Source organism: Pseudomonas wuhanensis, assembly GCF_030687395.1.
In the GTDB taxonomy this organism is placed as follows: Bacteria; Pseudomonadota; Gammaproteobacteria; order Pseudomonadales; family Pseudomonadaceae; genus Aquipseudomonas; species Aquipseudomonas wuhanensis.
In genome coordinates this window covers 799533-822621 of sequence record NZ_CP117430.1, presented here as the reverse complement: position 1 = coordinate 822621, position 23089 = coordinate 799533, and the positions used below count along the sequence as shown (strand labels likewise).

The window sequence follows — 23089 nt, the reverse complement described above, 5'->3', positions numbered from 1 at the left end:
CCTTGCGTGTAATCAGGGTTTCCCTCGGTAGAGTGCGGTCATGTATGCTACGGCGCTTCCTGTAACTCCACTTCCAGCTCGCCTGGGCACCGGAACGTCGATTTGGCGTTATCACCGTCCAGCGTTGCATTGAAGAGGATTAGGCCACCCCTATTCAGTTCAAAAGTAGCCATGCACGAACAATATCAGCCCCGTGAAATCGAAGCCGCCGCCCAGTCGTTCTGGGACGAGCAAAAGTCCTTTGAAGTCAGTGAACAGCCAGGCAAGGAGACGTTCTACTGCCTGTCGATGTTCCCTTACCCCAGCGGCAAGCTACACATGGGGCACGTGCGCAACTACACCATCGGCGACGTGATCTCCCGCTACCAGCGCATGCAAGGCAAGAACGTCCTGCAACCCATGGGTTGGGACGCCTTCGGCATGCCGGCGGAAAACGCCGCGATGAAGAACAACGTAGCGCCCGCCAAGTGGACCTACGAAAACATCGCCTACATGAAAACCCAGCTGCGCAGCCTGGGCCTGGCGGTGGACTGGTCCCGCGAAGTCACCACCTGCAAGCCTGATTACTACCGCTGGGAACAATGGCTGTTCACTCGCCTGTTCGAAAAAGGCGTGATTTACAAGAAAAGCGGCACCGTGAACTGGGACCCGGTTGATCAGACCGTTCTGGCCAACGAACAGGTGATCGACGGTCGCGGCTGGCGTTCCGGCGCGCTGATCGAAAAACGCGAAATTCCGATGTACTACTTCAAGATCACCGCCTACGCGGATGAGCTGCTGGAAAGTCTCGACGAACTGACTGGCTGGCCTGAACAGGTCAAGACCATGCAGCGCAACTGGATCGGCAAATCCCGCGGCATGGAAGTACAGTTCCCGTTCGACGTCGCCTCCATCGGCGAAACCGGCGCGCTGAAAGTATTCACCACCCGTCCAGACACCCTGATGGGCGCAACCTACGTTGCGGTGGCGGCCGAACACCATTTGGCTACCCTCGCCGCGCAGAACAACCCTGAGCTGCAAGCGTTCATCGCTGAATGCAAGGGCGGCAGCGTCGCCGAAGCCGACGTCGCCACTCAAGAGAAAAAAGGCCTGCCGACCTCGCTGTTCGTTGAACACCCGCTGACCGGCGAGAAACTCCCGGTATGGGTGGCCAACTATGTGCTGATGCATTACGGCGATGGCGCGGTCATGGCTGTTCCGGCTCACGATGAACGTGATTTCGAGTTCGCCACCAAGTACAACCTGCCAATCAAATCCGTGGTACGCACAAGTTCCGGTGACACCAACCCGGCCCCTTGGCAGGATGCGTACGGCGAGCACGGCACACTGATCAACTCCGGCGAATTCGACGGCCTCGACTTCGCAGGCGCCTTCGACGCCATTGAAGTGGCGCTGATCAAGAAAAACCTCGGCGCCTCGCGCACCCAGTTCCGCCTGCGCGACTGGGGCATCAGCCGTCAGCGCTATTGGGGCTGCCCGATTCCGATCATCCACTGCAACACCTGCGGTGATGTGCCGGTCCCGGAAGATCAACTGCCCGTGGTACTACCGGAAGACGTCGTACCGGACGGCGCTGGTTCGCCACTGGCGCGCATGCCCGAGTTCTACGAGTGCAGCTGCCCGAAATGCGGCGCACCGGCCAAGCGTGAAACCGACACCATGGACACCTTCGTCGAGTCCTCGTGGTACTACGCCCGCTACGCCTCGCCACACTATGAAGGTGGCCTGGTGGAAAAAGCGGCTGCCGACCATTGGCTGCCGGTGGATCAGTACATCGGCGGGATCGAACACGCCATTCTTCACCTGCTTTATGCGCGCTTCTTCCACAAGCTGATGCGCGACGAAGGCCTGGTGAGCTCCAACGAGCCGTTCAAGAACCTGCTGACCCAGGGCATGGTGATCGCCGAGACTTACTATCGTCGTGAAGCCAACGGTGCCTACACGTGGTTCAACCCGGCGGACGTCGAACTCGAACGCGACAGCAAGGCCAAGGTCATTAGCGCCAAGCTGATCGCCGACGGCCTGCCGGTGGAAATCGGTGGCACCGAGAAGATGGCCAAGTCGAAAAACAACGGCGTTGACCCACAGTCGATGATTGACCAGTTCGGCGCAGACACCTGCCGCCTGTTCATGATGTTCGCCTCGCCACCTGACATGAGCGCGGAATGGTCCGACTCCGGAGTAGAAGGCTCGCACCGCTTCCTCAAGCGCGTCTGGCGTCTGGCTCAAGCGCACGTCATCCAGGGCCTGCCGGGCAAACTGGACGTTGCCAGCCTGAACGACGAGCAGAAAGCCATTCGCCGTTCGATCCACCAGGCCATCAAGCAGGCCAGCCACGACGTCGGCCAGAACCACAAATTCAACACCGCCATCGCCCAGGTGATGACGCTGATGAACGTGCTGGAAAAAGCCGCGCAAGGCACCGAACAGGATCGCGCACTGATTCACGAAGGTCTGGAAACCGTAGTCCTGCTGCTGGCACCGATCACCCCGCACATCAGCCACGAGCTGTGGCATCGCCTGGGTCACGCCGATCCGGTCATCGATGCCGGTTGGCCGGTGCTGGATGAAAGCGCCCTGGTACAGGACAGCCTGCAACTGGTCATTCAGGTGAACGGCAAACTGCGCGGCCACATCGAAATGCCGGCCAGCGCCAGTCGCGAAGAAGTCGAAGCCGCTGCACGGGCCAACGAAAACGTCCTGCGCTTCGTCGATGGCCTGACTATTCGCAAAGTGATCGTAGTGCCCGGGAAACTGGTCAATATCGTCGCCAGCTAAATTGGATCGGGCGCCAGGTCATGCCTGGCGCCGAGTAAAACCTTTCGGGCCGCTTGACCGGCCCACATGGTTTCAAGGGGAGCAACAAGATGATCAAACGCAATTTGCTGGTGATGGGCCTTGCAGTCCTGCTGAGCGCCTGCGGTTTCCAGCTGCGCGGCACCGGCACCACCGAACTGGCGATCAAGGAACTCGACCTGAGCGCCCGCAACGCCTACGGCGAAACCGTGACACAAATGCGTCAGGTGCTGGAAAGCAGCGGCGTCAAGGTCTACAGCGGCGCGCCTTACAAACTGTATCTGGCTGACGAGCAGGAAAACCAGCGCATCCTCAGTTATGCAGGCGCCGGCCGTACTGGCGAGTACCAGATGGCCATGGTAGTGAATTACGACATCCGCGGTCAGGGCAACCTGCCACTGCTGAGCGACAAGCTCGAAGTACAGAAAGTCTTCATCCATGACGGCAACAACCTGGTGGGTTCTGACCAGGAAGCCAACGATGCCCGCAAGGAAATGCGTCGTGAACTGGTTCAACGCATGATGCTGCGCCTGCAACAGTTGACCCCGACTCAGCTGGAACAAATGCAACAGACCGCTGATGCCAGGGCCAAGGCTGAAGCCGACGCACTGGAAGCGGCGCAGAAGGCTGAAGCGCAGACGCCGCGTCAGTCGCCTGTCGAACTGCCGCAGCAATAAGCCTTACGGGGCGCTCAGGCGCCCCGTTCGTCTCTTCTTATGAAACTCGCCCCCGCCCAACTCGGCAAACACCTGCAAGGCGCCCTCGCGCCGGTCTACGTCATCAGTGGCGATGACCCACTGTTGTGTCAGGAAGCTACCGACGCCATTCGCGCGGCTGCCCGCCAGCAAGGTTTCGATGAACGCCAGGTCTTCGCCGCCGATGCCAGTTTCGACTGGGGTACGCTGCTGCAGGCCGGCGCCAGCATGTCGCTGTTCGCCGAAAAACGTCTTCTGGAACTGCGTCTGCCCTCCGGCAAACCCGGAGACAAAGGCGCCGCGGCATTCATCGAGTATTGCTCGCGCCCGGCCGAAGACACGGTGCTGCTGATCAGCCTGCCCAAGCTTGACGGCAGTGCGCAAAAGACCAAGTGGGGCAAGGCACTGATCGAAGGTCCGCAGACCCAGTTCGTGCAGATCTGGCCCGTGGACACCAACCAGTTGCCAAGCTGGATCCGTCAACGACTGTCCCAGGCAGGGCTTTCCGCCAGCCAGGACGCCGTCGAACTGATCGCCGCTCGGGTCGAAGGCAACCTGCTGGCCGCCGCCCAGGAAATCGAAAAGCTCAAGCTGATGGCTGAAGGTGGGCAGATCACGGTCGAAACCGTGCAAGCGGCGGTGGCCGACAGCGCGCGTTTCGACGTCTTCGGCCTGACCGATGCGATCCTTAATGGCGAGGCTGCTCACGCCCTGCGCATGCTCGAAGGGTTGCGCGGCGAAGGTGTCGAACCGCCGGTGATTCTCTGGGCACTGGCCCGAGAGCTGCGTCTGCTGGCCAACCTGTCACTGCAATACAGCCAGGGCGTGCCGCTGGACAAAGCCTTCAGCCTGGCCCGACCGCCGATCTGGGACAAACGCAAACCGCTGATGAGCAAGGCGCTGCAACGCTACTCGGCGCAACGCTGGGCGCAGTTGCTGCTTGAAGCGCAGCGCATCGACGCGCAAATCAAAGGCCAGGCGGCGGGTTCACCCTGGATGAGTTTGAGCCGGTTGACGTTGTTGATGGCTGGGCAGAGATTGTCGTTGCCTGCCGAATAACCTGTTTTTCAGCCTGTACCAACCTCTGTGGCGAGGGAGCTTGCTCCCGCTGGGTTGCGAAGCGACCCCAAAACCAGACACCGCGACGCATCAGGTAATCCATATTCACCGGGTTTACGACTGCTCCGCAGCCGAACGGGAGCAAGCTCCCTCGCCACAGGTCATCATTTCCTACACATCCTGGGGACTAGACAGAACCCCAACTTCGGCCGATGATTTGCCCCGCAAAATCCACTCACTTGCAAGAGATCATCATGAGCAAAAAGCCATCCAAACATGGCCCCAACAAGGCCAAATCCATCATCGCCCAGCCACTGTTCCGCAGCCGTCAGGAACGAGCCGGCAAGGGCAAAGGCAGCTACCGCCGCGAAGCCTTCCAGTCTAATAGCTGGGAGGCTTCTTACTTTCTGGCGGCCTGAAAGGCAAGCCATCGCTCAACATGTTAAGGTCTGCACCTGATTCGTATCCTCTGGACCTGTGCATGCCCCTTTGTATTTCCCGTCGTTGGCCTCTTCGCCAACTGATAGCTGCCTCCAGCCTCATTCTGCTTGTCGCCTGCGCGGAAAAACCCACCGCTGCTGACGCCCAACCGCTTCAAACCCGCACCGTTGCGACGGCCCCTGCGATCATTCCGCCGGTGGTTCCAACCGGTGAAAATCTCGACATCCAGCCTACCCAGAGCTTTGCCGAATGGCAGGCGGGTTTCCGTAAAGACGCCCTCGCCGCCGGCATTCGCGCCGATCTCTTCGACCGTGCATTTGCCAATGTCAGCGTGGATACCAGCGTGATCCGTGCCGACCGCAGCCAACCGGAATTTACTCGCCCGGTGTGGGAGTACCTCGACGGGGCGCTGTCGCCGCTGCGGGTGCGCAAAGGTCAGGCGCTGGTCAGCCAGTACGCCGACATCCTGCAAAGCATCGAGCAGCGCTACGGCGTCGACCGTCAGGCATTGGTCGCGGTGTGGGGCATGGAAAGTAACTTTGGTCAGTTCCAGGGCAGCAAGTCGGTGATCAACTCCCTGGCGACCCTGGCTTATGAAGGTCGACGTCCGGGCTTTGCTCATGCGCAACTGATCGCTGCCCTGCAAATCCTGCAACAGGGTGATATCGAACCTGAGAAAATGCTCGGTTCCTGGGCTGGCGCCATGGGCCAGACGCAGTTCATCCCGACCACCTACAATACCCACGCCGTGGACTTCGACGGCGATGGCCGCCGCGACATCTGGAACAGCTCCGCTGATGCATTGGCCTCGACCGCGCACTACCTGCAAAGCTCCGGCTGGCAGAAAGGCCAGCCCTGGGGCTTCGAAGCGCAATTGCCGAGTGGCTTCAATTACGCCCTGGCCGATGGCTCGATTCGCAAGAGCGTTGCCGAGTGGCGGCAACTGGGGGTGACCCTGCCCAATGGCGGCCAGGTTCCGGCGGGCTCCGAACACCTCTCGGCCGCCCTGCTGCTGCCGGCAGGCTATCGCGGCCCGGCGTTCCTGGTCCTCGATAACTTCCGCGCGATTCTCAAGTACAACAACTCTTCGTCCTACGCCTTGGCCGTTAGCCTGTTGTCCGAGCGTTTCAATGGCGGCGGCCTGATCAGCGGTCTATGGCCAAAAGATGACTTGCCGCTGAGCCGTACCGAGCGAATCGAGCTGCAAAACCTGCTGAGCGCCCAGAATTACGACGCAGGGACCGCCGACGGGATTATCGGCGCCAATACCCGTAAGGCGATCCGCGCCGCCCAGCAGTTCTTCGGCTGGCCGGCGGACGGCTATCCAACGCACAAATTGCTGGAAGGGTTGCGTAACCGCTAAAAGCATCGCGGGCAAGCCCGCTCCCACAAATTCAAAGGTGAATGCGACATTTGCGTACACCTTGAACCTGTGGGCTTGCCCGCGATGACTGACTGTCAGGCAGTGACGATTTACCGTTTGATCACCACATCCTGCTCCAACACCAACGCCTTGTCCCCCGCATCCAGCCTGACCAGCGCGCCCATCGGCAGCGTCAAATTCGGATCACAATGCCCGCTACGCCATCCGGATAGCACCGGTATCCGCAAAGGAGCAAAGGTCTGCTTGAGCAACCTCTCCAGCGCAATCGCATCAACCCCTGCCACATCCCCCACCAGAACCCCGCGCAGCTTGTGCAGCGTGCCGGCCAGGCGCAAATGAGTCAGCAACCGGTCGATGCGATACAACGGCTCGTTAATATCCTCGATGAACAGGATGACGCCCTCGGCATCGATCTCGTAAGGCGTGCCCATGGTCGCGGCGATCATCGACAGATTGCCCCCCAGCAAACGCCCGTGAGCAATGCCGGGCTCGATTGTGGTCAACGGCCAGGCCACCGGGTGAGAAAGCACACTGCCCGCCTTTACCTGCCCGCGCAGCATGTTGAAAAACGAGAACTCAGTGGGTTGCTGCTTGTCACCCAGCAGGTCAGCGTTGAGCATCGGGCCATGGAAGGTCACGAACCCTGCATAACGACTGATGGCCGAGTGCAGCGCAGTGATGTCGCTGTAGCCGATAAATGGCTTGGCGTTGTTGCGCAGTAATTCGAAATCGATGCGATCGAGCAAACGCGGCGTACCGTAACCGCCACGCAGACAGATGATGGCATCGACCTCGCTGTCGGCGAAGGCGCCATGCAAGTCATTGAGCCGCACATCATCGCTGCCGGCCAGATAACCCTCTTGCTCATAAACGCCGGGAAACACGCGCAGCGAATAGCCGCGAGCACGCATCCAGGCAATGGCTTTATCGGTGTCCAGCGCCGCGGGGCCGGCGGGCGCGATCACGCCGATCAGCCCTGCAGCCGGCAAGGCCGGTACGGGGGCATGAGGACAAAGGGTGTGGGTCGGTCGAGCAGTCATCCATGATTCTCCCTGTGAACGCTTCAGCACACAGTAGTCAGGAACGGGAATAAACAGAAGAGGGTCAATCGCACCACGGTTTGCAGGAAAAGACTGTAATCGCCGTGGGCACTGCTAAAAAAAGGCCCGCAAGGCCGGAGAAGCCTTGCGAGCCTTTTTTGCTCTCGCAACAGGATCAGGACGACATCAGCTCGGCCTTGACCAGTTTCGCCTGCTCGTCGGCGTGGTAAGAGGAGCGTACCAGCGGACCGGAAGCGACGTTCTTGAAGCCCATCTTGTAACCTTCCTCGGCAAACCAGGCGAAGGTGTCCGGGTGCACGAAGCGCTGGACCGGCAAGTGGCTGCGGGACGGTTGCAGGTACTGGCCCAGGGTCAGCATGTCGATGTCGTGTTCGCGCATGCGCTTCATGACTTCGATGACTTCTTCGTCGGTTTCGCCCAGGCCCAGCATCAAACCGGACTTGGTCGGAATGTGCGGCATCATCTGCTTGAAGCGTTGCAACAGAGTCAGCGACCACTGGTAATCCGAACCCGGGCGCGCAGCCTTGTACAGGCGCGGCACGGTTTCCAGGTTGTGGTTGAACACATCCGGCGGCTCGGCGGCGGTGATTTCCAGCGCGACGTCCATGCGGCCACGGTAGTCCGGGACCAGGGTTTCGAGCTGAACGTTCGGCGACAACTTGCGGATTTCGCGGATGCAGTCGGCAAAGTGCTGGGCACCGCCATCACGCAGGTCGTCGCGGTCTACCGAAGTGATTACGACGTACTTGAGCTTCAAGTCGGCGATGGCAATGGCCAGGCTTTCCGGCTCGTTGACGTCCAGTGGTTTCGGACGACCATGGCCGACGTCGCAGAACGGGCAGCGACGGGTGCAAATGTCACCCATGATCATGAAGGTCGCGGTGCCGCCGGAGAAGCACTCGCCCAGGTTCGGGCAGGACGCTTCTTCGCAAACGCTGTGCAGCTTGTGTTTACGCAGCAGGGCCTTGATGCGGTCGACCTCCGGGGAAACCGGGATGCGCACGCGAATCCAGTCGGGTTTCTTCGGCAGTTCAGTGGTCGGGATGATCTTCACCGGGATGCGTGCAACCTTCTCGGCGCCGCGCAGCTTGACGCCGGCTTCAACCTTGGCACGCGGGGCCGGACGCTCGGTGACATCGAGCGTCGGGATCATGGTTTGCACTGCATCAGTAGTCATATCAGTCGATTCCGCCCGTTAGGGTCGTCTGCTCAGCATAGTCGAGGTGTTTGACGAGCTGCGCGCGCAGCCGGGCACTTACCTCGGCAAATTCAATCGGTCCTGCGTGATCGCGCAGCTGGGTCATTGCCAGCCCGGCGTAGCCGCAGGGATTAATCCGTCGAAACGGTTCCAGATTCATATCCACGTTCAAGGCCAAGCCATGAAAGGAGCAACCGTGGCGGATCCGCAGACCCAGAGAAGCGATTTTCGCGCCATCGACATAGACACCCGGCGCATCCGGCTTGGCCACCGCGGTCACGCCGTAGCTGGCCAGCAGCTCGATCAGGCATTGTTCCATGCGACTGACCAGATCACGCACGCCGAACCCCAGCTTGCGCACGTCCAGCAACAGGTAGGCCACCAATTGGCCGGGACCGTGGTAAGTCACCTGACCACCGCGGTCGACCTTCACCACCGGAATATCCCCCGGCAGCAGCAGATGCTCAGCCTTGCCGGCCTGGCCCTGGGTGAACACCGGCGGATGTTCCACCAGCCAGATTTCGTCGGCGACATCGCTCCCGCGTTCGTTGGTAAAGCGCTGCATGGCGTGCCAGACCGGCTCGTAAGCCATCTGGCCGAGTTCGCGAAAGCCCAGCGTGCCAGGCATCACAGCACCATGTGCACGAAGCCGGTAGCCCGCAGTTCGCTGTTGATGTTGTACAGCTGGTCCTGGTCGGTGGCGACGATGTGCAACTGAATCGTGGTGTACTTGCCGTTGGTGCTTTGGCGTTCATCAACGCGGTCATGGTTGATCGTCGCGTGTTTCTTGACGATCTCGATGATCTTGTCTTTGTTGCCTACACCCGTATCGCTGATCACCTTAACCGGGTAATCAACATTGGGAAATTCGATCTTAGGCGCCTTTACTTCGGTATCGGTCATGGCGTAACGGCCTCGTAAGCGTAAGCCGTGGCGACAGCAAGGCCCCACGCCGGATCAGCGCGGGGCCATGCAGGTGCACACTATCAGTTGAACAAGCCGTAGAAGAATAGACGGATGCTATCCCACATGCGGCGGAAGATACCACCCTCGTCGACTGCGTCCAGAGCGATCAGGTCGGCGCTGTGCACCACTTTGTCGTCCAGTTTCACTTCGACTTTACCGATCACATCGCCCTTGGCGATTGGCGCGACCAGTTGCGGGGTCATGGTCATGCTGGCGGCGAGCTTTTTCAGCTGGCCTTTTGGCAGGGTCATGGTCAGGTCTTGAGCCAGGCCGGCCTTGACTTGATTGGTGGTGCCTTTCCAGACAGGTGCCTGAGCCAGCTCGGCGCCTTTCTGATAGAAAGTCTGGGTTTCGAAGAAGCGGAAACCGTAAGTCAGCAGCTTCTGGGTTTCAGCAGCACGGGCCACTTCGCTGTTGGTGCCAAACACCACGGCGATCAGGCGCATGCCATCACGCACGGCCGAAGACACCATGCAGTAGCCGGCTTCGTCGGTGTGACCGGTTTTCAGACCGTCGACAGTCTTGTCACGCCACAGCAGCAGGTTGCGGTTAGGCTGCTTGATGCCGTTCCAGAAGAACTCTTTCTGCGAGTAGATCGCGTAGTGAGCCGGGTCTTCGTGGATGATCGCGCGGGCCAGCACGGCCATGTCGTGAGCCGACGAATAGTGCTCAGGGTTCGGCAGGCCGGTCGGGTTCATGAAGTGGCTGTTGGTCATGCCCAGATCGGCCACGGTTTTGTTCATCATGTCGGCGAACGCATCTTCGCTGCCGGCGATGTGCTCGGCGAGCGCAACACTGGCGTCGTTACCCGACTGAATGATGATGCCGTGCAGCAGGTCGCTGACAGTGACTTGCGAGCCGACCTTGATGAACATCCGCGAACCGCCGGTACGCCAGGCGTTCTCGCTGACGGTCACCGGATCGTTTTCGCCGATCTGGCCACGACGGATTTCCAGGGTCGCGATGTACGCGGTCATCAGCTTGGTCAGGCTGGCCGGAGGCAGACGCTGGTCACCGTTGTTCTCTACCAGCACGTTGCCGCTGCTGGCGTCCATGAGTACGTAGGCTTTGGCGGCCAGTTGCGGTGGCGACGGCATCATCTCGACCGCGAAAGCGGCAGGCGAGAGGAGCAGCGGGACTAGCAGGCACAGGCGTTTGGCAAAGGTGGTGATGTTCATCCGTCTCTCGAAATCGCTAATGGAAACTGCCCTCGCGGGCAAAACTAATCAGACAACCCCTAACGGGCCGTCGCGTGTTCAGTTGCTCACTCTGTAACCCTTGCCGGGCTTTTGTTCTTCAACGAGCCAACAACCCGGTTCGCCCCCCAAACCGCAAGCGAACCGTCAAACAAGAACCAGGTATTACTCGGCGCTGACCAGGCTCGGCGAACCGAGATTGGCCAGCCGCACGCTGTTCTGCACCTGCTGGATTTCACCCGCCGAGCCGATCGGCCCCAGGCGCACCCGATGCAGTGTCTGTTGGTTACGCACGATCGAGCTGATGAACACTGGAGCGCTCACCATCCCGCTGAGCTTCGATCTCAGGAGTTCTGCAGCGTCCGGGTTGGCGAACGCGCCCACCTGCAGATACTGGCCAGAGGCTGGTACAGAAGCGTTTTTTTTTGCATCGATCTGCACGGGCACAACGGCCGCGGCGTGCTGCTGCGGCGGTGGTGTCCATTGCTCGACGGTGCCGGCCGATGCCGTCATCACCGGGGCGCTATTTTGCGCGACTTTCGGCTCGTTAAGCATCAACGGTGCCGGGCGGCCTTTGGCTGCCCACCATTGCTGCGGGTCGATGCCTTCGACCTTGACCCGCGCCGTGCCGGTTTCAGCGTAGCCGAGCTTCTTGGCGGCCGCGTAGGACAAGTCGATGATCCGGTCCGAATAGAACGGGCCGCGGTCGTTGACCCGCAGGATCACAGCCTTGTTGTTGTCCAGGTTAGTCACCCGAACGTAACTTGGCAGTGGCAATGTCTTGTGGGCGGCGCTCATGCCATACAGGTCATAGACTTCGCCGTTGGCGGTGTTCTGACCATGGAACTTGGTGCCATACCAGGATGCCGTGCCCGAGGCTACGTAGGTCTTGGATTCCTGCTGCGGGAAATAAGTCTTGCCTAACACCGTATACGGGTTGGCTTTGTAAGGACCGCTGTGCAAAGTCGGCGTGGCATCCGGAATACGCGAAACATCAACGTCCCACCAAGGCGCGCCATCCTTGTGAGCCCGGTTGATATCGAGGCCAGGCGCCGAACGAACGGCGGTCGGGGACTTCTGAGCCGGCGCGCGGCTGGTCGAACAACTGGCGACCAGAACCGTCAACGCGGCGAATGCCATGAGCTTCAGGGGTTTATTCATAGGCAATGCCCGCATTACTTGACGCCCCGTGCTTGGACCAGCTGTTCAGACAGTTGATGTACGGCCATGGCGTACATCACGCTGCGGTTATAACGCGTGATTGCGTAAAAATTCGTCAGGCCCATCCAGTATTCAGGGCCATTGTCACCTTCCAGGCGGAAAGCCGTGACCGGCATATCATCGCGCAGCGCATCATGACTCGACCAGCCCAGCACCCGCAACTCCCCGACGGTTTTCGTCGGCTCGATGCCTGCGGTCAAACCCTCGTCTACCTGATCGCCACGCACATCGGCGCGGCTGACCACAGGTTCACCGGCGACCCAGCCGTGACGCTTGAAATAACTGGCGACGCTGCCGATGGCATCGTCCGGGTTGTTCCAGATATTAATGTGGCCGTCACCGTCGAAATCCACCGCATAGGCGCGAAAACTGCTCGGCATGAACTGCGGCAAACCCATGGCCCCGGCGTAGGAGCCTTTGAGGGTCAACGGATCAACCTGCTCCTCGCGGGCCAGCAGCAAGAATTCACGCAATTCCTTGCGGAAGAATTCGGCACGGGGAGGATAGTCGAAACCCAGGGTCGACAAGGCATCGATCACCCGAAAATTACCGGTATTGCGACCAAAGAAGGTCTCGACGCCGATGATCGAGACGATCACCTGCGCCGGCACGCCGTATTCCTGCTCGGCACGAGCCAGGACCGCTTCGTGCTGACGCCAGAAGTCCACACCACGGGCGATGCGCGCATCGGTGATGAACATCGGGCGATATTCTTTCCACTGTTTAACCCGTTCGGCGGGCTTGGAGATCGCGTCCAGAATCGACTGCTTGCGCTCGGCTTCGCGGAACACGCCCATCAGCTGTTCACCGGCAAAGCCATAGTCGCGGGTCATTTCACCGACGAACTCGGCCACCTGGGGCGAGCCTTCGTAATCGCCGGCCCACGCTTGCTGCGCGGTACCAAGGATGCTTACCAGGCCGACCCACGGTGCGTATCGAGTCGCCCAGCCACGCATTACTTGCATTGAAATCTTCACCTTATTCAAACCTGTGCGATCCACTTACGATGGGTATGGATCGACATCAAAACCCCAAACGCTGACAGTAGCGTCACCAGCGAAGTTCCTCCGTAGCTAATGAACGGCAACGGCACCCCCACAACCGGCAACAGGCCACTGACCATACCGATGTTGACGAAAACGTAAACAAAAAACGTCATGGTCAGGCTGCCCGCGAGCAATTTGCCGAACAACGTCTGCGCCTGGGCGGTTATCACCAGCCCGCGACCAATCAACAGCAGGTAAATCAGCAACAGTGCGCAGATGCCCACCAAGCCAAATTCTTCGCCCAGCACCGCAATAATGAAGTCGGTGTGGCTTTCCGGCAGGAAGTCCAGGTGCGACTGAGTGCCAAGCAACCAGCCTTTGCCGAACACGCCGCCGGAACCAATGGCGGCTTTCGACTGAATGATGTTCCAGCCCGTGCCCAGCGGATCGCTCTCTGGGTCGAGGAAGGTCAGGATTCGCTGCTTCTGGTAGTCGTGCATGATGAAGTACCACATGCCGACAGCCACCGGCACAGCCGCGGCGATCACGCTGAGAATCCAGCGCCAGCGCAGGCCGCCCATGAACAGCACGAACGCACCACCGGCGAGAATAAGCAGCGAAGTGCCGAGGTCGGGCTGACGCACGATCAGGATGAATGGCAACCCGATCAGAAACAGACTGACGCCCACATGCTTGAGCTGTGGCGGCAAGGAGCGCTTGGCCAGGTACCAGGCGATGGTTGCCGGCATCAGGATCTTCATGAATTCCGAGGGCTGGAAGCGGATCACCCCGGGAATGTTGATCCAGCGCGTGGCCCCCATGGCGTTGTGGCCCATGACATCCACCACCACCAGCAACAACACACCGATCACATAACCGACCGGCACCCAACGGGCCATGAAGCGCGGCTCGAACTGGGCGATGACGATCATCGACACCAGGCCGATGCCGAAGGAAGTGGCTTGCTTGGCCAGCAGATCCCAGCTTTTGCCGCTGGCCGAATACAGCACGAACAGGCTGCCGGCCGCGAGGGTCAACAGCAGGATCAGCAACGGGCCGTCGATGTGCATGCGTTGCAACAGCGTCGCACGGCGACGCATCACGTCCTCGCTGGAGAGGATGCGATCGAAATTACTCTTCACGGGCCGTAGCCTCCGCACTGATAGGGCTGGCGTATTCGGCTTTCAGTCGGCCATCCTGGTCCAGGAGCCAGGCGTCCATGACTTGACGCACCACAGGCGCGGCGACGCCGGAGCCGGACTCGCCGTTCTCGACCATCACCGACACTACGATTTTCGGGTTTTCGGCCGGCGCGAAGCCGACGAACAAGGCGTGGTCGCGGTGGCGTTCCTGAACCTTGGAGCGGTCGTACTTCTCGCCTTGCTTGATCGCGACCACCTGAGCCGTACCACTTTTGCCGGCGATCCGGTATTGCGAACCGATCGCGGCCTTGCGCGCGGTACCGCGAGCACCGTGCATCACCTGCTGCATACCGTGGTTGACCTTGGTCCAGTCCGACGGGTCGCGCAGGATAATATCGGGCATCGGATTTTCGTCCACCGGCTTCGCACCTTCGAGGGTCTTGGCCAAATGCGGACGATTCCAGACACCTTTGTTGGCCACCAGCGCCGTGGCCTGGGCCAACTGCAACGGAGTGGACTGCATATAGCCCTGACCGATCCCGAGAATCAGCGTTTCGCCCGGGTACCAGGCCTGACGACGGGTCGCGCGCTTCCATTCCCGGGTCGGCATCAATCCCGGCGACTCTTCGAACATGTCGAGGGAGACCTTCTGGCCAATGCCGAATTTGCTCATGTAGGCCGACAACCGATCAATCCCCAGCTTGTGCGCCAGGTCATAGAAGTAGGTGTCGTTGGACCGCATGATCGCCGTATCCAGATCCACATAACCGTCGCCCGTACGGTTCCAGTTACGGTATTTGTGATCGTAGTTGGGCAGTTGGTAGTAACCGGGGTCGTAGACCCGGGACGACGCCGTGACCACGCCCGCATCCAGGCCCGCAATCGCTACCGCCGGTTTAATCGTCGAGCCCGGCGGGTACAGACCGCGCAACACGCGGTTGAACAGTGGCCGATCGATGGAATCGCGCAACTCGGAATAGGCTTTGAAGCTGATGCCGGTGACGAACAGGTTCGGGTCGAAACTCGGCTGACTGACCATCGCCAGCACTTCGCCGGTTTTCGGGTCCAGCGCCACCACCGCGCCACGGCGACCGCCCAATGCGGCTTCGGCGGCTTCCTGCAATTTGATGTCCAGGCTCAGGACAATGTCCTTGCCGGGAATCGGATCGGTACGCTTGAGCACGCGTAATACGCGGCCTCGTGCGTTGGTTTCGACTTCCTCGTAACCCACCTGGCCGTGCAACTCGGCCTCATAGAAGCGCTCGATGCCGGTCTTGCCGATGTGGTGGGTGCCGCTGTAGTTGACCGGATCGAGCGACTTCAGCTCTTTCTCGTTGATCCGCCCCATGTAACCCACCGAGTGCGCAAAGTGCGCGCCCTGCGGGTAATGACGCACCAACTGCGCGACCACTTCCACACCGGGCAGGCGGAACTGGTTCACCGCGATGCGGGCGATCTGCTCTTCGGTCAGTTCAAACAGGATTGGCACCGGCTCAAACGGTCGGCGCCCCTGACGCATGCGTTTCTCGAAGATCACCCGGTCCTCGGGCGTCAGTTCGAGCACCTCGACGATCACGTCGAGCACTTGCTGCCAGTTGCCGGAGCGTTCGCGGGTCATGCTCAGGCTGAAGCTCGGCCGGTTGTCGGCCACCACCACGCCATTGCGGTCGAAGATCAACCCGCGAGTCGGCGGAATCGGCTGCACATGGACGCGGTTGTTTTCCGACAGGGTCGAGTGGTACTCGTACTGGATCACCTGAAGGAAATACAGCCGCGCGATCAGCACGCCAATCAGCGCCACCACTGCAATGGCCCCGAACACGACGCGGCCACGCACCAGACGGGCGTCTTTTTCGTGGTCCTTGATGCGGATCGGCTGGGGCATGAGGGCAGAACTACTTGTGGTAAGGGTGGCCGGACAGGACTGTCCAGGCACGATACAGCTGTTCGCCGATCAGAATCCGCACCAATGGGTGCGGCAACGTCAACGGCGACAACGACCAGCGTTGATCCGCCCGGGCACAGACTTCCGGCGACAGCCCCTCGGGGCCGCCGACCATGAAATTCACCGTGCGCGAGTCCAGCCGCCAGCGATCGAGTTCAACCGCCAGTTGCTCGGTGCTCCAGGGCTTGCCGTGGACTTCGAGGGTGACAATGCGCTCGTTCGGCCCGACCTTCGCCAGCATGGCTTCGCCTTCCTGACGGATAAAGCGCGCCACGTCGGCGTTCTTGCCGCGGGTGTTGAGCGGAATTTCCACCAGTTCCAGCGCCAGCTCGGACGGAAGACGCTTGGCATATTCATGCCAGCCTTCTTCCACCCATTTGGGCATGCGTGAACCGACGGCGATCAGTCGCAGTCGCACAGCGGTCCCTTATTGCTGGTCTTTGTTGAGCTTGGTGAAATGCTCATGGGTGTTCTCAGGGCTGTGGTGTGCAGCGCTGGCCGAACGGCTTTGCTCGGCACCGGCCCACAGGCGTTCCAGGTCATAGAACTGGCGAGCCGAGGCGGTCATCATGTGCACGATGACGTCGTCCATATCCAGCAGGACCCAGTCGCTGTCGCCCTTGCCTTCTTCGCCCAGCGGCTTGACGCCCCGGGCCTTGACCGCTTCGCGGACCTTGTCCAGCATCGCGCCGATCTGGCGGTTGGACGTACCGGTGGCGATGATCATGTAGTCAGTGATGCTCTGCTTTTCACGAACGTCGATCACCTGGATGTCCTGGGCCTTGACGTCTTCCAGGGCCGCTACGGCAACCTTGACCAGCTCTTCGCCGGCCAGTGGCGCGCCAGTTGGCGCTTCTACAGGCAGCGGAGCGCTCTTGAATGTGCCTTTGCGCTTTACTTTGCTTACGTCTTTGTCAGTCATATAAAACTCGTTTTGCTCGTATGTTCGGGCGCTTCGATACACGCATTCACGTGCCTTGAAGCGCGCCCTTTTTCAGTTCGACGCACGGTAGAGTCCGTGCGCATCGATGTAGGCCAGGACCGCGTCGGGCACCAGGAAACGTACCGACTTACCGCTGGCCAGCAGTTGACGGATCTGGGTGGCGGATACCGCGAGCGGCGTCTGCCAGACGAATGCAATCTGTCCGCTCGGCCCTTTGAGGGCCAGCGGGTCGCTCACCGAGCGCGCTGCCAGCAGGTTGCGCAAGGCATCCGGTGGTTCGCTGTCGGCATCCGGGCGTTGCAGCACCAGGATGTGGCAATGCTGGAGTAACTCTTCCCAGCGATGCCAAGTGGGCAGGCCGCAAAATGCGTCCCAGCCCAAAAGTAGAAAAACCTGGTCCGGGCCGGCCAGTTCGGCGCGCATCAGTTCCAGGGTGTCGATGGTGTAGGACGGTTTGTCCCGCTGCAATTCGCGGGCGTCCACCACCAACGGTGGCACACCGGCCACCGCGCACTTGACCATCGCCAGACGGTCCTTCGCCGACACCTGCGGCGTACCCCGATGAGGCGGCCTGGCACTGGGTGTCAGACGCAATTCATCGAGCGCCAGCGATTCGGCGACTTCCAGCGCACCGCGCAAATGGCCGATGTGCACCGGGTCGAAGGTCCCGCCCAGCACGCCAATGCGTCGAGGCTGGGGCTCGCTGACGGTCACTTGGACTGACGGGTCGAAGTCGCCCAAGTCAGACCGACTCCTGGCCGCGCAACTGACCGTCACCGACCACGATGTACTTCTCGCAGGTCAGCCCTTCGAGGCCCACCGGGCCGCGGGCGTGCAGCTTATCAGTAGAAATGCCAATCTCGGCACCCAATCCGTATTCGAAGCCATCGGCGAAGCACGTCGGGGTGTTGATCATGACCGAAGACGAATCGACTTCAGCCACGAAACGCCGGGTGTCGGCCAGATTTTCGCTGACGATCGAATCGGTGTGATGGGAACCGTACTTGTTAATGTGCTCGATGGCCTGATCCAGCCCGTCGACTACACAGATCGAAAGGATCGGGGCCAGGTATTCGGTGTGCCAGTCTTCTTCAGTGGCCGCAACGGCCTCGATAATCGCCCGGGTGCGCTCGCAACCGCGCAGTTCGACGCCTTTCTCGCGGAACTGAGCAGCCATCGATGGCAGGAACTCCTTGGCGACCGCTTGATCGACCAACAGCGTTTCCATGGCGCCGCAGATGCCATAACGGTAAGTCTTGGCGTTAAACGCAATGCGCTGGGCTTTCGGCAGATCGGCGTGAGCACTGACGTAGACGTGACAGATGCCGTCCAGGTGCTTGATCACGGGCACACGGGCATCGCGACTGACCCGTTCGATCAGGCCACGGCCACCACGGGGCACGATGACATCAACGTATTCCGGCATGGTGATCAGCGCGCCGACGGCCGCACGGTCGGTGGTTTCGACCACTTGCACCACGGCGGCCGGCAGACCGGCCTCGGCCAGACCGCGCTGAATGCAGGCGGCAATGGCGCGGTTGGAATGAATCGCCTCGGAGCCGCCACGCAGGATGGTCGCATTGCCGGACTTCAGGCACAGGCTGGCGGCATCGATGGTCACGTTCGGCCGTGATTCGTAGATGATCCCGATCACGCCCAATGGCACACGCATCTTGCCAACCTGGATGCCAGACGGGCGATAACTCATGTCGCGGATCGCACCCACCGGGTCCGGCAGTGCCGCGACCTGACGCAAACCGACGATCATGCCGTCGATGCGCGCCGGTGTCAGCGCCAGACGTTCCAGCAGGGCCGGCTCAAGACCACTGGCGCGGCCTGCGGCCAAATCCTGTTCATTGGCTGCGGTCAGCTCGGCGCGGGAGGCGTCCAGAGCATTGGCAGCCGCCTGCAATGCGCGGTTTTTCTGCGCGGCGCTGGCACGGCCGATCACGCGGGAAGCTTCGCGGGCGGCGCGACCCAAACGGGTCATGTAGTCAAGAACGGACTCAGTCATGGTCTGCAATGGTCTTTGCTAAGGTCTTGGTAAAGAGTAAAGCGGCAGATTATAGCTGTCGCGTCCCGGGACTAACAGCGGTGACGGGCGGATGGTCGAAATGGAGCGCAATTTGCCGACGTTCAGCCGTGATTAAGCTGCATATTGTTATCATCACGACTCAATCAGCCCTGATAAACGCTGTTCATCATGACCAACCTGACTGTTAATGCGTCCGACACACGCACGCCCAAGGGGCTGCCGGATGCATTTTTCGACCGCGACGCCCAAACGCTGGCCCGGGATTTATTGGGTAAAATTATCCGCCATCGGGTCGGCGACCTGTGGCTCAGTGCCCGAATCATCGAGACCGAAGCCTATTACTGCGAAGAAAAAGGCAGCCACGCCTCCCTGGGCTACACAGAAAAGCGTAAGGCTTTGTTTCTGGATGGCGGCCACATCTATATGTATTACGCCCGCGGCGGCGATTCCCTGAACTTCAGCGCTCAGGGCCCCGGTAATGCAGTGCTGATCAAATCCGCCTATCCATGGGTCGATGAACTGAGCGGGCCGGCGAGCCTGGCGCAGATGCTATTGAACAATCCCGATGCTCATGGCCGCCCTCGCCCCTCGCAAAAGCTGTGTGCCGGGCAGACGCTGCTTTGCAAGGCGCTGGGGCTGAAAGTGCCAGTCTGGGACGCCAAACGCTTCGACCATGGGGTGCTGCTGGTGGAAGATGTCGGGCCGGCGCCCGGCCACATCATTCAGACCACCCGCCTGGGCATTCCCGACGGGCGCGACGAACATTTGATGTACCGCTTTGTTGATGCGGCTTACGCACTTTACTGCACGCGCAACCCGCTGCGCCGGGGACAAGTCGAGGGTCGCGATTATTTTTTGTTGTCCTGACAGCTGCTGAATCTTGATGCAAAGGAGTTCCTTGTGGGAGCGGGCTTGCCCGCGATAGAGCCATACCGGTCGACATCGATGCTGACTGTCCCGGCGCCATCGCGGGCAAGCCCGCTCCCACAGGAATTTTGCCGTTGTTTAAATAGTGTTCGCCCACCAAGGGCCAATTGAATCAGATGGAGTTGTTTTTATGGGCCCATGGCTCGATAGCGTGACCAGTTGGCTGACGGTCAATCCTCAGTGGCTGGCCGCGGCATTGTTCATAGTGGCTTGTGTGGAATGCCTGGCGATTGCCGGGCTGATCGTGCCTGGCACAGTGTTGCTGTTTGCCGTGGCGGTACTGGCTGGCAGTGGCGCGTTGTCATTGGGTGAAACGCTGCTGCTGGGTTTCCTCGGCGGTGTGCTGGGCGACATCGTTTCGTACTTTTTAGGGCGACACTTCCATCAGAACATCCGTCGCCTGCCGGGGTTGCGCCATCATCCGGAATGGATGGCCGGGGCCGAGGCTTATTTCCAGCGTTATGGCATCGCCAGCCTGCTGGTCGGACGCTTTATCGGCCCGTTGCGGCCAATGCTACCGATGGTTGCCGGGATGTTCGACATGCCGTTCCCGCGCTTCGCCGTCGTCAGCCTGTTGGCTGCCGCGGGCTGGAGCCTCGCCTATCTCCTGCCGGGCTGGGCCACCGGGGCGGCGATCCGCTTGCCATTGCCGGAAGGTTTCTGGCCTGAAGCCGGGATTGTCGCCGGCAGCATTGCGGTAATGGTCGGCCTGAGCGCAAACAGCAGCCTGCGCCGCCATCGCCGGGCGACCATCTGGATCAGCAGCATGAGCCTGTTGATCCTGATCGGTCTGTTCATCGGCTACCCGCACCTGACCGCCCTCGATCAGGGATTGATGACCCTGATACAGGAACACCGCAGCCCGGTGCTCGATGAAGTGGCCGTGGTGTTCACGCTGATTGGTGAATTCCGCAACATGTTTATGCTCAGCGCGCTGCTGACTGTCTTGCTGTTGCTGACACGACAATGGCGGCACGCGATCTTCGCTGGCAGCACCCTCCTGTTCACCGCGCTGGGCAACACCGCGAGCAAGCATTTCTTCGCCCGTGTGCGCCCGGAAGTGCTGAGTGATCCGCTGACCAGCTACAGCATGCCCAGCGGCCATGCCTCGGGCTCTTTCGCGCTGTTCTTGACGCTCGCGGTGCTGGCGGGGCGCGGACAACCGCCGCGCATGCGCCTGACCTGGTTATTGGTGGGCTGCTTGCCGGCGCTGACGATTGCCCTGTCACGGGTGTACCTGGGCGCGCACTGGCCGACCGATGTACTGGCCGGCGCAATGCTGGCGGCGTGCGTGTGTGCGGTGAGTCTTTGGCTGACTCAACGCCAGACTTCGCTCAACGCCATGCCACCGAAAATCTGGTGGCTGGTGCTGCCGTCATTGGTGGCGTTGTTCGGTTTCTTTGTGCTGAGGCACATGCCGCATGCGATGTTGCGGTATGCGTATTAAACTTACCCTTAACAAAACAGATGCCATCAGCCGCCCGGAGCTGACGGCGTACTTTTACGCCCTCTCCTCACCCGGCTTACCCACAATTTTTATCACAAAATTAACGGGCTCATTATTGTACGCATCATGCTTTGTGTTGTTAGGATTTACATCCTTAAAATGCAGATCCCCCTTGTCACCAGCAAGATACAATGGCCGACCATTAAGCTCACTCACCAGCTGAATATAAACAGGGCCGTTGCCGAGATCATCAAAAACCGCCCTTTCTACCCCATATTTGCAAATTGAAAACTCAGAACCTTGCGAACCATTACTCACGTACAAATGATGTGTTTCGGGATTAACTTTTAAACTATTCCCGCCATAAACACCCCGTAAAACTGCCACAATTTCATATTTGTCGGCCTTGGGAACAAACTTCAACAACAAGGGTTTGTCATCCTCATGATCGGCCAGCGTCAAAGTACTTGCACTGTCATTACTTGCCAACGCCACCTCTACATCCAGACGCTCGCGCCTGGTCATTCGTGGGTCGAGCTGCCGCACCTTCAGACGTTGCTGGTTAAGCACCACCGGTATCCCTTTGACGTAAAGATTAGCGGTAAATGCGTTGCTTTGATTTTCCAGAGACATGAGTCACCCCAAAGTGTTTTTCACTCAATTCTTATTTTTTAGCAACAGACACAACATGCAGATCTGTTGCCGAACGCTTAATAACAAATGTATTAAATTGCCGCCGGGGCGTCTGAAACCTCGGCAGCAGCGCCAGAGACGGAAAGCTTTACGCGTTTGCGCTTACGTCGCTCGACCACCATCGCATCGGCATAGTAACCAGCGGCGTCAATAATGTTGGCCGTATTAGGATCGATATTCGCGTGCTTTAGAATGTAACGCGCTGAGATATCATCCCAAAACGCCCACTCATCTTCATAAATTGTCATAGCTGCGTCCTTACCGTTAAAAGTTTATTCGCCTCATGCGAACAACCTCAAACTACTAAGTGAGCACAGCCAAGACAATAGTGGCGAACCAGACAACTTAATACAAAGTACAACTAAGCAAACAACTCTCCCTGCAACTCATCCAGCAACGCCTGAATCGCATCCAGCCGCTGCTGCGGATCATCAAGTTGCAGCAGGTCTATCTTGTCCACCTCAGCAAACGGCAACAGGTAGGCCAACTGGTTGGCCAGCGACTGTTGCCCCGCCGCTTCAGTGCCCATGCTCAGCGCTTCGACCATCGGGTGTTCCGCCAAGGCCTTGAGCAGCGCGACCAGGTCGGCGTCTTCATCCTGTAGCGGTTGCTCGGGTTCATCTTTGAGCCACTCGACTTCGGCGACGATCAACTGGTCGCGCTGCACCTCGGTGCGCACAACATGGAAGCGCCGCCCGCCCTTCACCCGAATGCCCAACAGGCCGTTGTCCTGCTGGTGAAAATCGGTGATCAGTGCTTCGCACCCCACCCGCGCGTAGCCTTCGGGAGCGATGCCGACTTCTTCGCCCTCCAGAATGCACACCACGCCGAAGCCGCCGCCCAGCTTCATGCAGCGGCCGATCATGTCCAGGTAGCGCGCCTCGAAAATCTGCAAATCGAGGTTGCAGCCGGGAAACAGCACCGTGTTCAGCGGAAAAAGCGGCAAGCTCATAG

At 59.9% G+C, this 23089-nt stretch carries 23 protein-coding genes; 7 read left to right on the top strand and 16 right to left on the bottom strand.

Features of this window, described 5'->3' with window-relative positions; translation table 11 throughout:
- The first annotated feature begins 171 nt into the window (after positions 1–171).
- The 5 genes from leuS to PSH88_RS03845 all read left to right on the top strand — a co-directional run bounded on the left by leuS (position 172) and on the right by PSH88_RS03845 (position 6354).
- On the top strand, positions 172–2778 hold the full coding sequence (gene leuS, locus PSH88_RS03865) for a leucine--tRNA ligase (RefSeq protein ID WP_305424995.1): 2607 nt from the start codon (positions 172–174) through the stop codon (positions 2776–2778).
- An 89-nt stretch (positions 2779–2867) separates the two neighbouring features.
- Positions 2868–3473, top strand: coding sequence for an LPS-assembly lipoprotein LptE (locus tag PSH88_RS03860; RefSeq protein WP_305424994.1), 606 nt, complete (start codon positions 2868–2870; stop codon positions 3471–3473).
- Between the two features lie 39 nt (positions 3474–3512).
- On the top strand, positions 3513–4550 hold the full coding sequence (gene holA, locus PSH88_RS03855; RefSeq protein WP_305424993.1) for a DNA polymerase III subunit delta: 1038 nt from the start codon (positions 3513–3515) through the stop codon (positions 4548–4550).
- A gap of 254 nt (positions 4551–4804) precedes the next feature.
- Positions 4805–4969: an alternative ribosome rescue factor ArfA gene (arfA, locus tag PSH88_RS03850; protein WP_003176285.1), complete on the top strand. Its 165-nt coding sequence runs from the start codon at positions 4805–4807 to the stop codon at positions 4967–4969.
- A gap of 62 nt (positions 4970–5031) precedes the next feature.
- A complete protein-coding gene (locus tag PSH88_RS03845; RefSeq protein ID WP_305424992.1) occupies positions 5032–6354 on the top strand; it encodes a lytic murein transglycosylase in 1323 nt (440 codons plus the stop codon).
- A 110-nt stretch (positions 6355–6464) separates the two neighbouring features.
- Here the strand turns inward: PSH88_RS03845 and PSH88_RS03840 are convergent, their stop codons facing one another.
- The 13 genes from PSH88_RS03840 to PSH88_RS03780 all read right to left on the bottom strand — a co-directional run bounded on the left by PSH88_RS03840 (position 6465) and on the right by PSH88_RS03780 (position 19047).
- Entirely contained in the window at positions 6465–7415 is a 951-nt protein-coding gene (locus PSH88_RS03840) for a S66 peptidase family protein (protein WP_305424991.1), read from the bottom strand.
- Positions 7416–7590: 175 nt separating this feature from the next.
- Complete coding sequence (lipA, locus tag PSH88_RS03835) at positions 7591–8613, bottom strand: lipoyl synthase (RefSeq protein WP_007946663.1); 1023 nt, start codon at positions 8611–8613, stop codon at positions 7591–7593.
- A 1-nt stretch (position 8614) separates the two neighbouring features.
- Entirely contained in the window at positions 8615–9262 is a 648-nt protein-coding gene (lipB, locus tag PSH88_RS03830; RefSeq protein ID WP_305424990.1) for a lipoyl(octanoyl) transferase LipB, read from the bottom strand.
- On the bottom strand, positions 9262–9537 hold the full coding sequence (locus PSH88_RS03825; RefSeq protein ID WP_003215438.1) for a DUF493 domain-containing protein: 276 nt from the start codon (positions 9535–9537) through the stop codon (positions 9262–9264). The genes lipB and PSH88_RS03825 overlap by 1 nt, the downstream gene beginning before the upstream one ends.
- 83 nt (positions 9538–9620) lie before the next feature.
- Positions 9621–10778 (bottom strand): D-alanyl-D-alanine carboxypeptidase family protein, encoded by a 1158-nt coding sequence (locus PSH88_RS03820; RefSeq protein ID WP_305424989.1) that lies wholly within the window; start codon positions 10776–10778, stop codon positions 9621–9623.
- Between the two features lie 183 nt (positions 10779–10961).
- Entirely contained in the window at positions 10962–11972 is a 1011-nt protein-coding gene (locus tag PSH88_RS03815) for a septal ring lytic transglycosylase RlpA family protein (protein ID WP_305424988.1), read from the bottom strand.
- The gene (gene mltB / locus PSH88_RS03810; protein WP_305424987.1) at positions 11972–12982 is read right to left on the bottom strand and encodes a lytic murein transglycosylase B; all 1011 of its coding nucleotides are present in this window, start codon (positions 12980–12982) and stop codon (positions 11972–11974) included. The genes PSH88_RS03815 and mltB overlap by 1 nt, the downstream gene beginning before the upstream one ends.
- A gap of 17 nt (positions 12983–12999) precedes the next feature.
- Complete coding sequence (rodA, locus tag PSH88_RS03805; RefSeq protein ID WP_050549258.1) at positions 13000–14103, bottom strand: rod shape-determining protein RodA; 1104 nt, start codon at positions 14101–14103, stop codon at positions 13000–13002.
- 31 nt (positions 14104–14134) lie between these two features.
- Positions 14135–16030 carry a penicillin-binding protein 2 gene (gene mrdA, locus PSH88_RS03800; protein ID WP_305424986.1) on the bottom strand — a complete coding sequence of 632 codons (1896 nt, stop codon included), beginning with the start codon at positions 16028–16030 and terminating at the stop codon, positions 14135–14137.
- Positions 16031–16040: 10 nt separating this feature from the next.
- The gene (rlmH, locus tag PSH88_RS03795; protein WP_305424985.1) at positions 16041–16508 is read right to left on the bottom strand and encodes a 23S rRNA (pseudouridine(1915)-N(3))-methyltransferase RlmH; all 468 of its coding nucleotides are present in this window, start codon (positions 16506–16508) and stop codon (positions 16041–16043) included.
- A gap of 9 nt (positions 16509–16517) precedes the next feature.
- A complete protein-coding gene (gene rsfS, locus PSH88_RS03790) occupies positions 16518–17012 on the bottom strand; it encodes a ribosome silencing factor (protein WP_205886540.1) in 495 nt (164 codons plus the stop codon).
- A gap of 72 nt (positions 17013–17084) precedes the next feature.
- Positions 17085–17774, bottom strand: coding sequence for a nicotinate-nucleotide adenylyltransferase (nadD, locus tag PSH88_RS03785; protein WP_305424984.1), 690 nt, complete (start codon positions 17772–17774; stop codon positions 17085–17087).
- A 1-nt stretch (position 17775) separates the two neighbouring features.
- Positions 17776–19047, bottom strand: coding sequence for a glutamate-5-semialdehyde dehydrogenase (locus PSH88_RS03780; protein ID WP_305424983.1), 1272 nt, complete (start codon positions 19045–19047; stop codon positions 17776–17778).
- Between the two features lie 189 nt (positions 19048–19236).
- On the opposite strand from PSH88_RS03780, the gene PSH88_RS03775 reads away from it, so the two are divergent.
- Together PSH88_RS03775 and PSH88_RS03770 are read left to right on the top strand one after the other, a co-directional pair.
- Positions 19237–19935: a DNA-3-methyladenine glycosylase gene (locus tag PSH88_RS03775; RefSeq protein ID WP_305424981.1), complete on the top strand. Its 699-nt coding sequence runs from the start codon at positions 19237–19239 to the stop codon at positions 19933–19935.
- Positions 19936–20125: 190 nt separating this feature from the next.
- Positions 20126–21442: a bifunctional DedA family/phosphatase PAP2 family protein gene (locus tag PSH88_RS03770; RefSeq protein WP_305424980.1), complete on the top strand. Its 1317-nt coding sequence runs from the start codon at positions 20126–20128 to the stop codon at positions 21440–21442.
- Between the two features lie 54 nt (positions 21443–21496).
- On the opposite strand, the gene PSH88_RS03765 is transcribed toward PSH88_RS03770, so the two are convergent.
- The 3 genes from PSH88_RS03765 to PSH88_RS03755 form a co-directional block, all read right to left on the bottom strand.
- A complete protein-coding gene (locus PSH88_RS03765) occupies positions 21497–22075 on the bottom strand; it encodes a hypothetical protein (protein ID WP_305424978.1) in 579 nt (192 codons plus the stop codon).
- A 92-nt stretch (positions 22076–22167) separates the two neighbouring features.
- Positions 22168–22383, bottom strand: coding sequence for a hypothetical protein (locus PSH88_RS03760; RefSeq protein WP_305424977.1), 216 nt, complete (start codon positions 22381–22383; stop codon positions 22168–22170).
- A 113-nt stretch (positions 22384–22496) separates the two neighbouring features.
- On the bottom strand, positions 22497–23087 hold the full coding sequence (locus tag PSH88_RS03755; RefSeq protein ID WP_305424976.1) for an LON peptidase substrate-binding domain-containing protein: 591 nt from the start codon (positions 23085–23087) through the stop codon (positions 22497–22499).
- Positions 23088–23089: the final 2 nt, after the last annotated feature.

Coding starts and splice junctions, on each gene's coding strand:
- leuS (WP_305424995.1), top strand. CDS start 172: ATGCACGAACAATATCAGCCCCGTGAAATCGAAGCCGCCGCCCAGTCG.
- PSH88_RS03860 (WP_305424994.1), top strand. CDS start 2,868: ATGATCAAACGCAATTTGCTGGTGATGGGCCTTGCAGTCCTGCTGAGC.
- holA (WP_305424993.1), top strand. CDS start 3,513: ATGAAACTCGCCCCCGCCCAACTCGGCAAACACCTGCAAGGCGCCCTC.
- arfA (WP_003176285.1), top strand. CDS start 4,805: ATGAGCAAAAAGCCATCCAAACATGGCCCCAACAAGGCCAAATCCATC.
- PSH88_RS03845 (WP_305424992.1), top strand. CDS start 5,032: ATGCCCCTTTGTATTTCCCGTCGTTGGCCTCTTCGCCAACTGATAGCT.
- PSH88_RS03840 (WP_305424991.1), bottom strand. CDS start 7,415: ATGACTGCTCGACCGACCCACACCCTTTGTCCTCATGCCCCCGTACCG.
- lipA (WP_007946663.1), bottom strand. CDS start 8,613: ATGACTACTGATGCAGTGCAAACCATGATCCCGACGCTCGATGTCACC.
- lipB (WP_305424990.1), bottom strand. CDS start 9,262: ATGCCTGGCACGCTGGGCTTTCGCGAACTCGGCCAGATGGCTTACGAG.
- PSH88_RS03825 (WP_003215438.1), bottom strand. CDS start 9,537: ATGACCGATACCGAAGTAAAGGCGCCTAAGATCGAATTTCCCAATGTT.
- PSH88_RS03820 (WP_305424989.1), bottom strand. CDS start 10,778: ATGAACATCACCACCTTTGCCAAACGCCTGTGCCTGCTAGTCCCGCTG.
- PSH88_RS03815 (WP_305424988.1), bottom strand. CDS start 11,972: ATGCGGGCATTGCCTATGAATAAACCCCTGAAGCTCATGGCATTCGCC.
- mltB (WP_305424987.1), bottom strand. CDS start 12,982: ATGCAAGTAATGCGTGGCTGGGCGACTCGATACGCACCGTGGGTCGGC.
- rodA (WP_050549258.1), bottom strand. CDS start 14,103: ATGCGTCGCCGTGCGACGCTGTTGCAACGCATGCACATCGACGGCCCG.
- mrdA (WP_305424986.1), bottom strand. CDS start 16,030: ATGCCCCAGCCGATCCGCATCAAGGACCACGAAAAAGACGCCCGTCTG.
- rsfS (WP_205886540.1), bottom strand. CDS start 17,012: ATGACTGACAAAGACGTAAGCAAAGTAAAGCGCAAAGGCACATTCAAG.
- PSH88_RS03780 (WP_305424983.1), bottom strand. CDS start 19,047: ATGACTGAGTCCGTTCTTGACTACATGACCCGTTTGGGTCGCGCCGCC.
- PSH88_RS03775 (WP_305424981.1), top strand. CDS start 19,237: ATGACCAACCTGACTGTTAATGCGTCCGACACACGCACGCCCAAGGGG.
- PSH88_RS03770 (WP_305424980.1), top strand. CDS start 20,126: ATGGGCCCATGGCTCGATAGCGTGACCAGTTGGCTGACGGTCAATCCT.
- PSH88_RS03765 (WP_305424978.1), bottom strand. CDS start 22,075: ATGTCTCTGGAAAATCAAAGCAACGCATTTACCGCTAATCTTTACGTC.
- PSH88_RS03760 (WP_305424977.1), bottom strand. CDS start 22,383: ATGACAATTTATGAAGATGAGTGGGCGTTTTGGGATGATATCTCAGCG.
- PSH88_RS03755 (WP_305424976.1), bottom strand. CDS start 23,087: ATGAGCTTGCCGCTTTTTCCGCTGAACACGGTGCTGTTTCCCGGCTGC.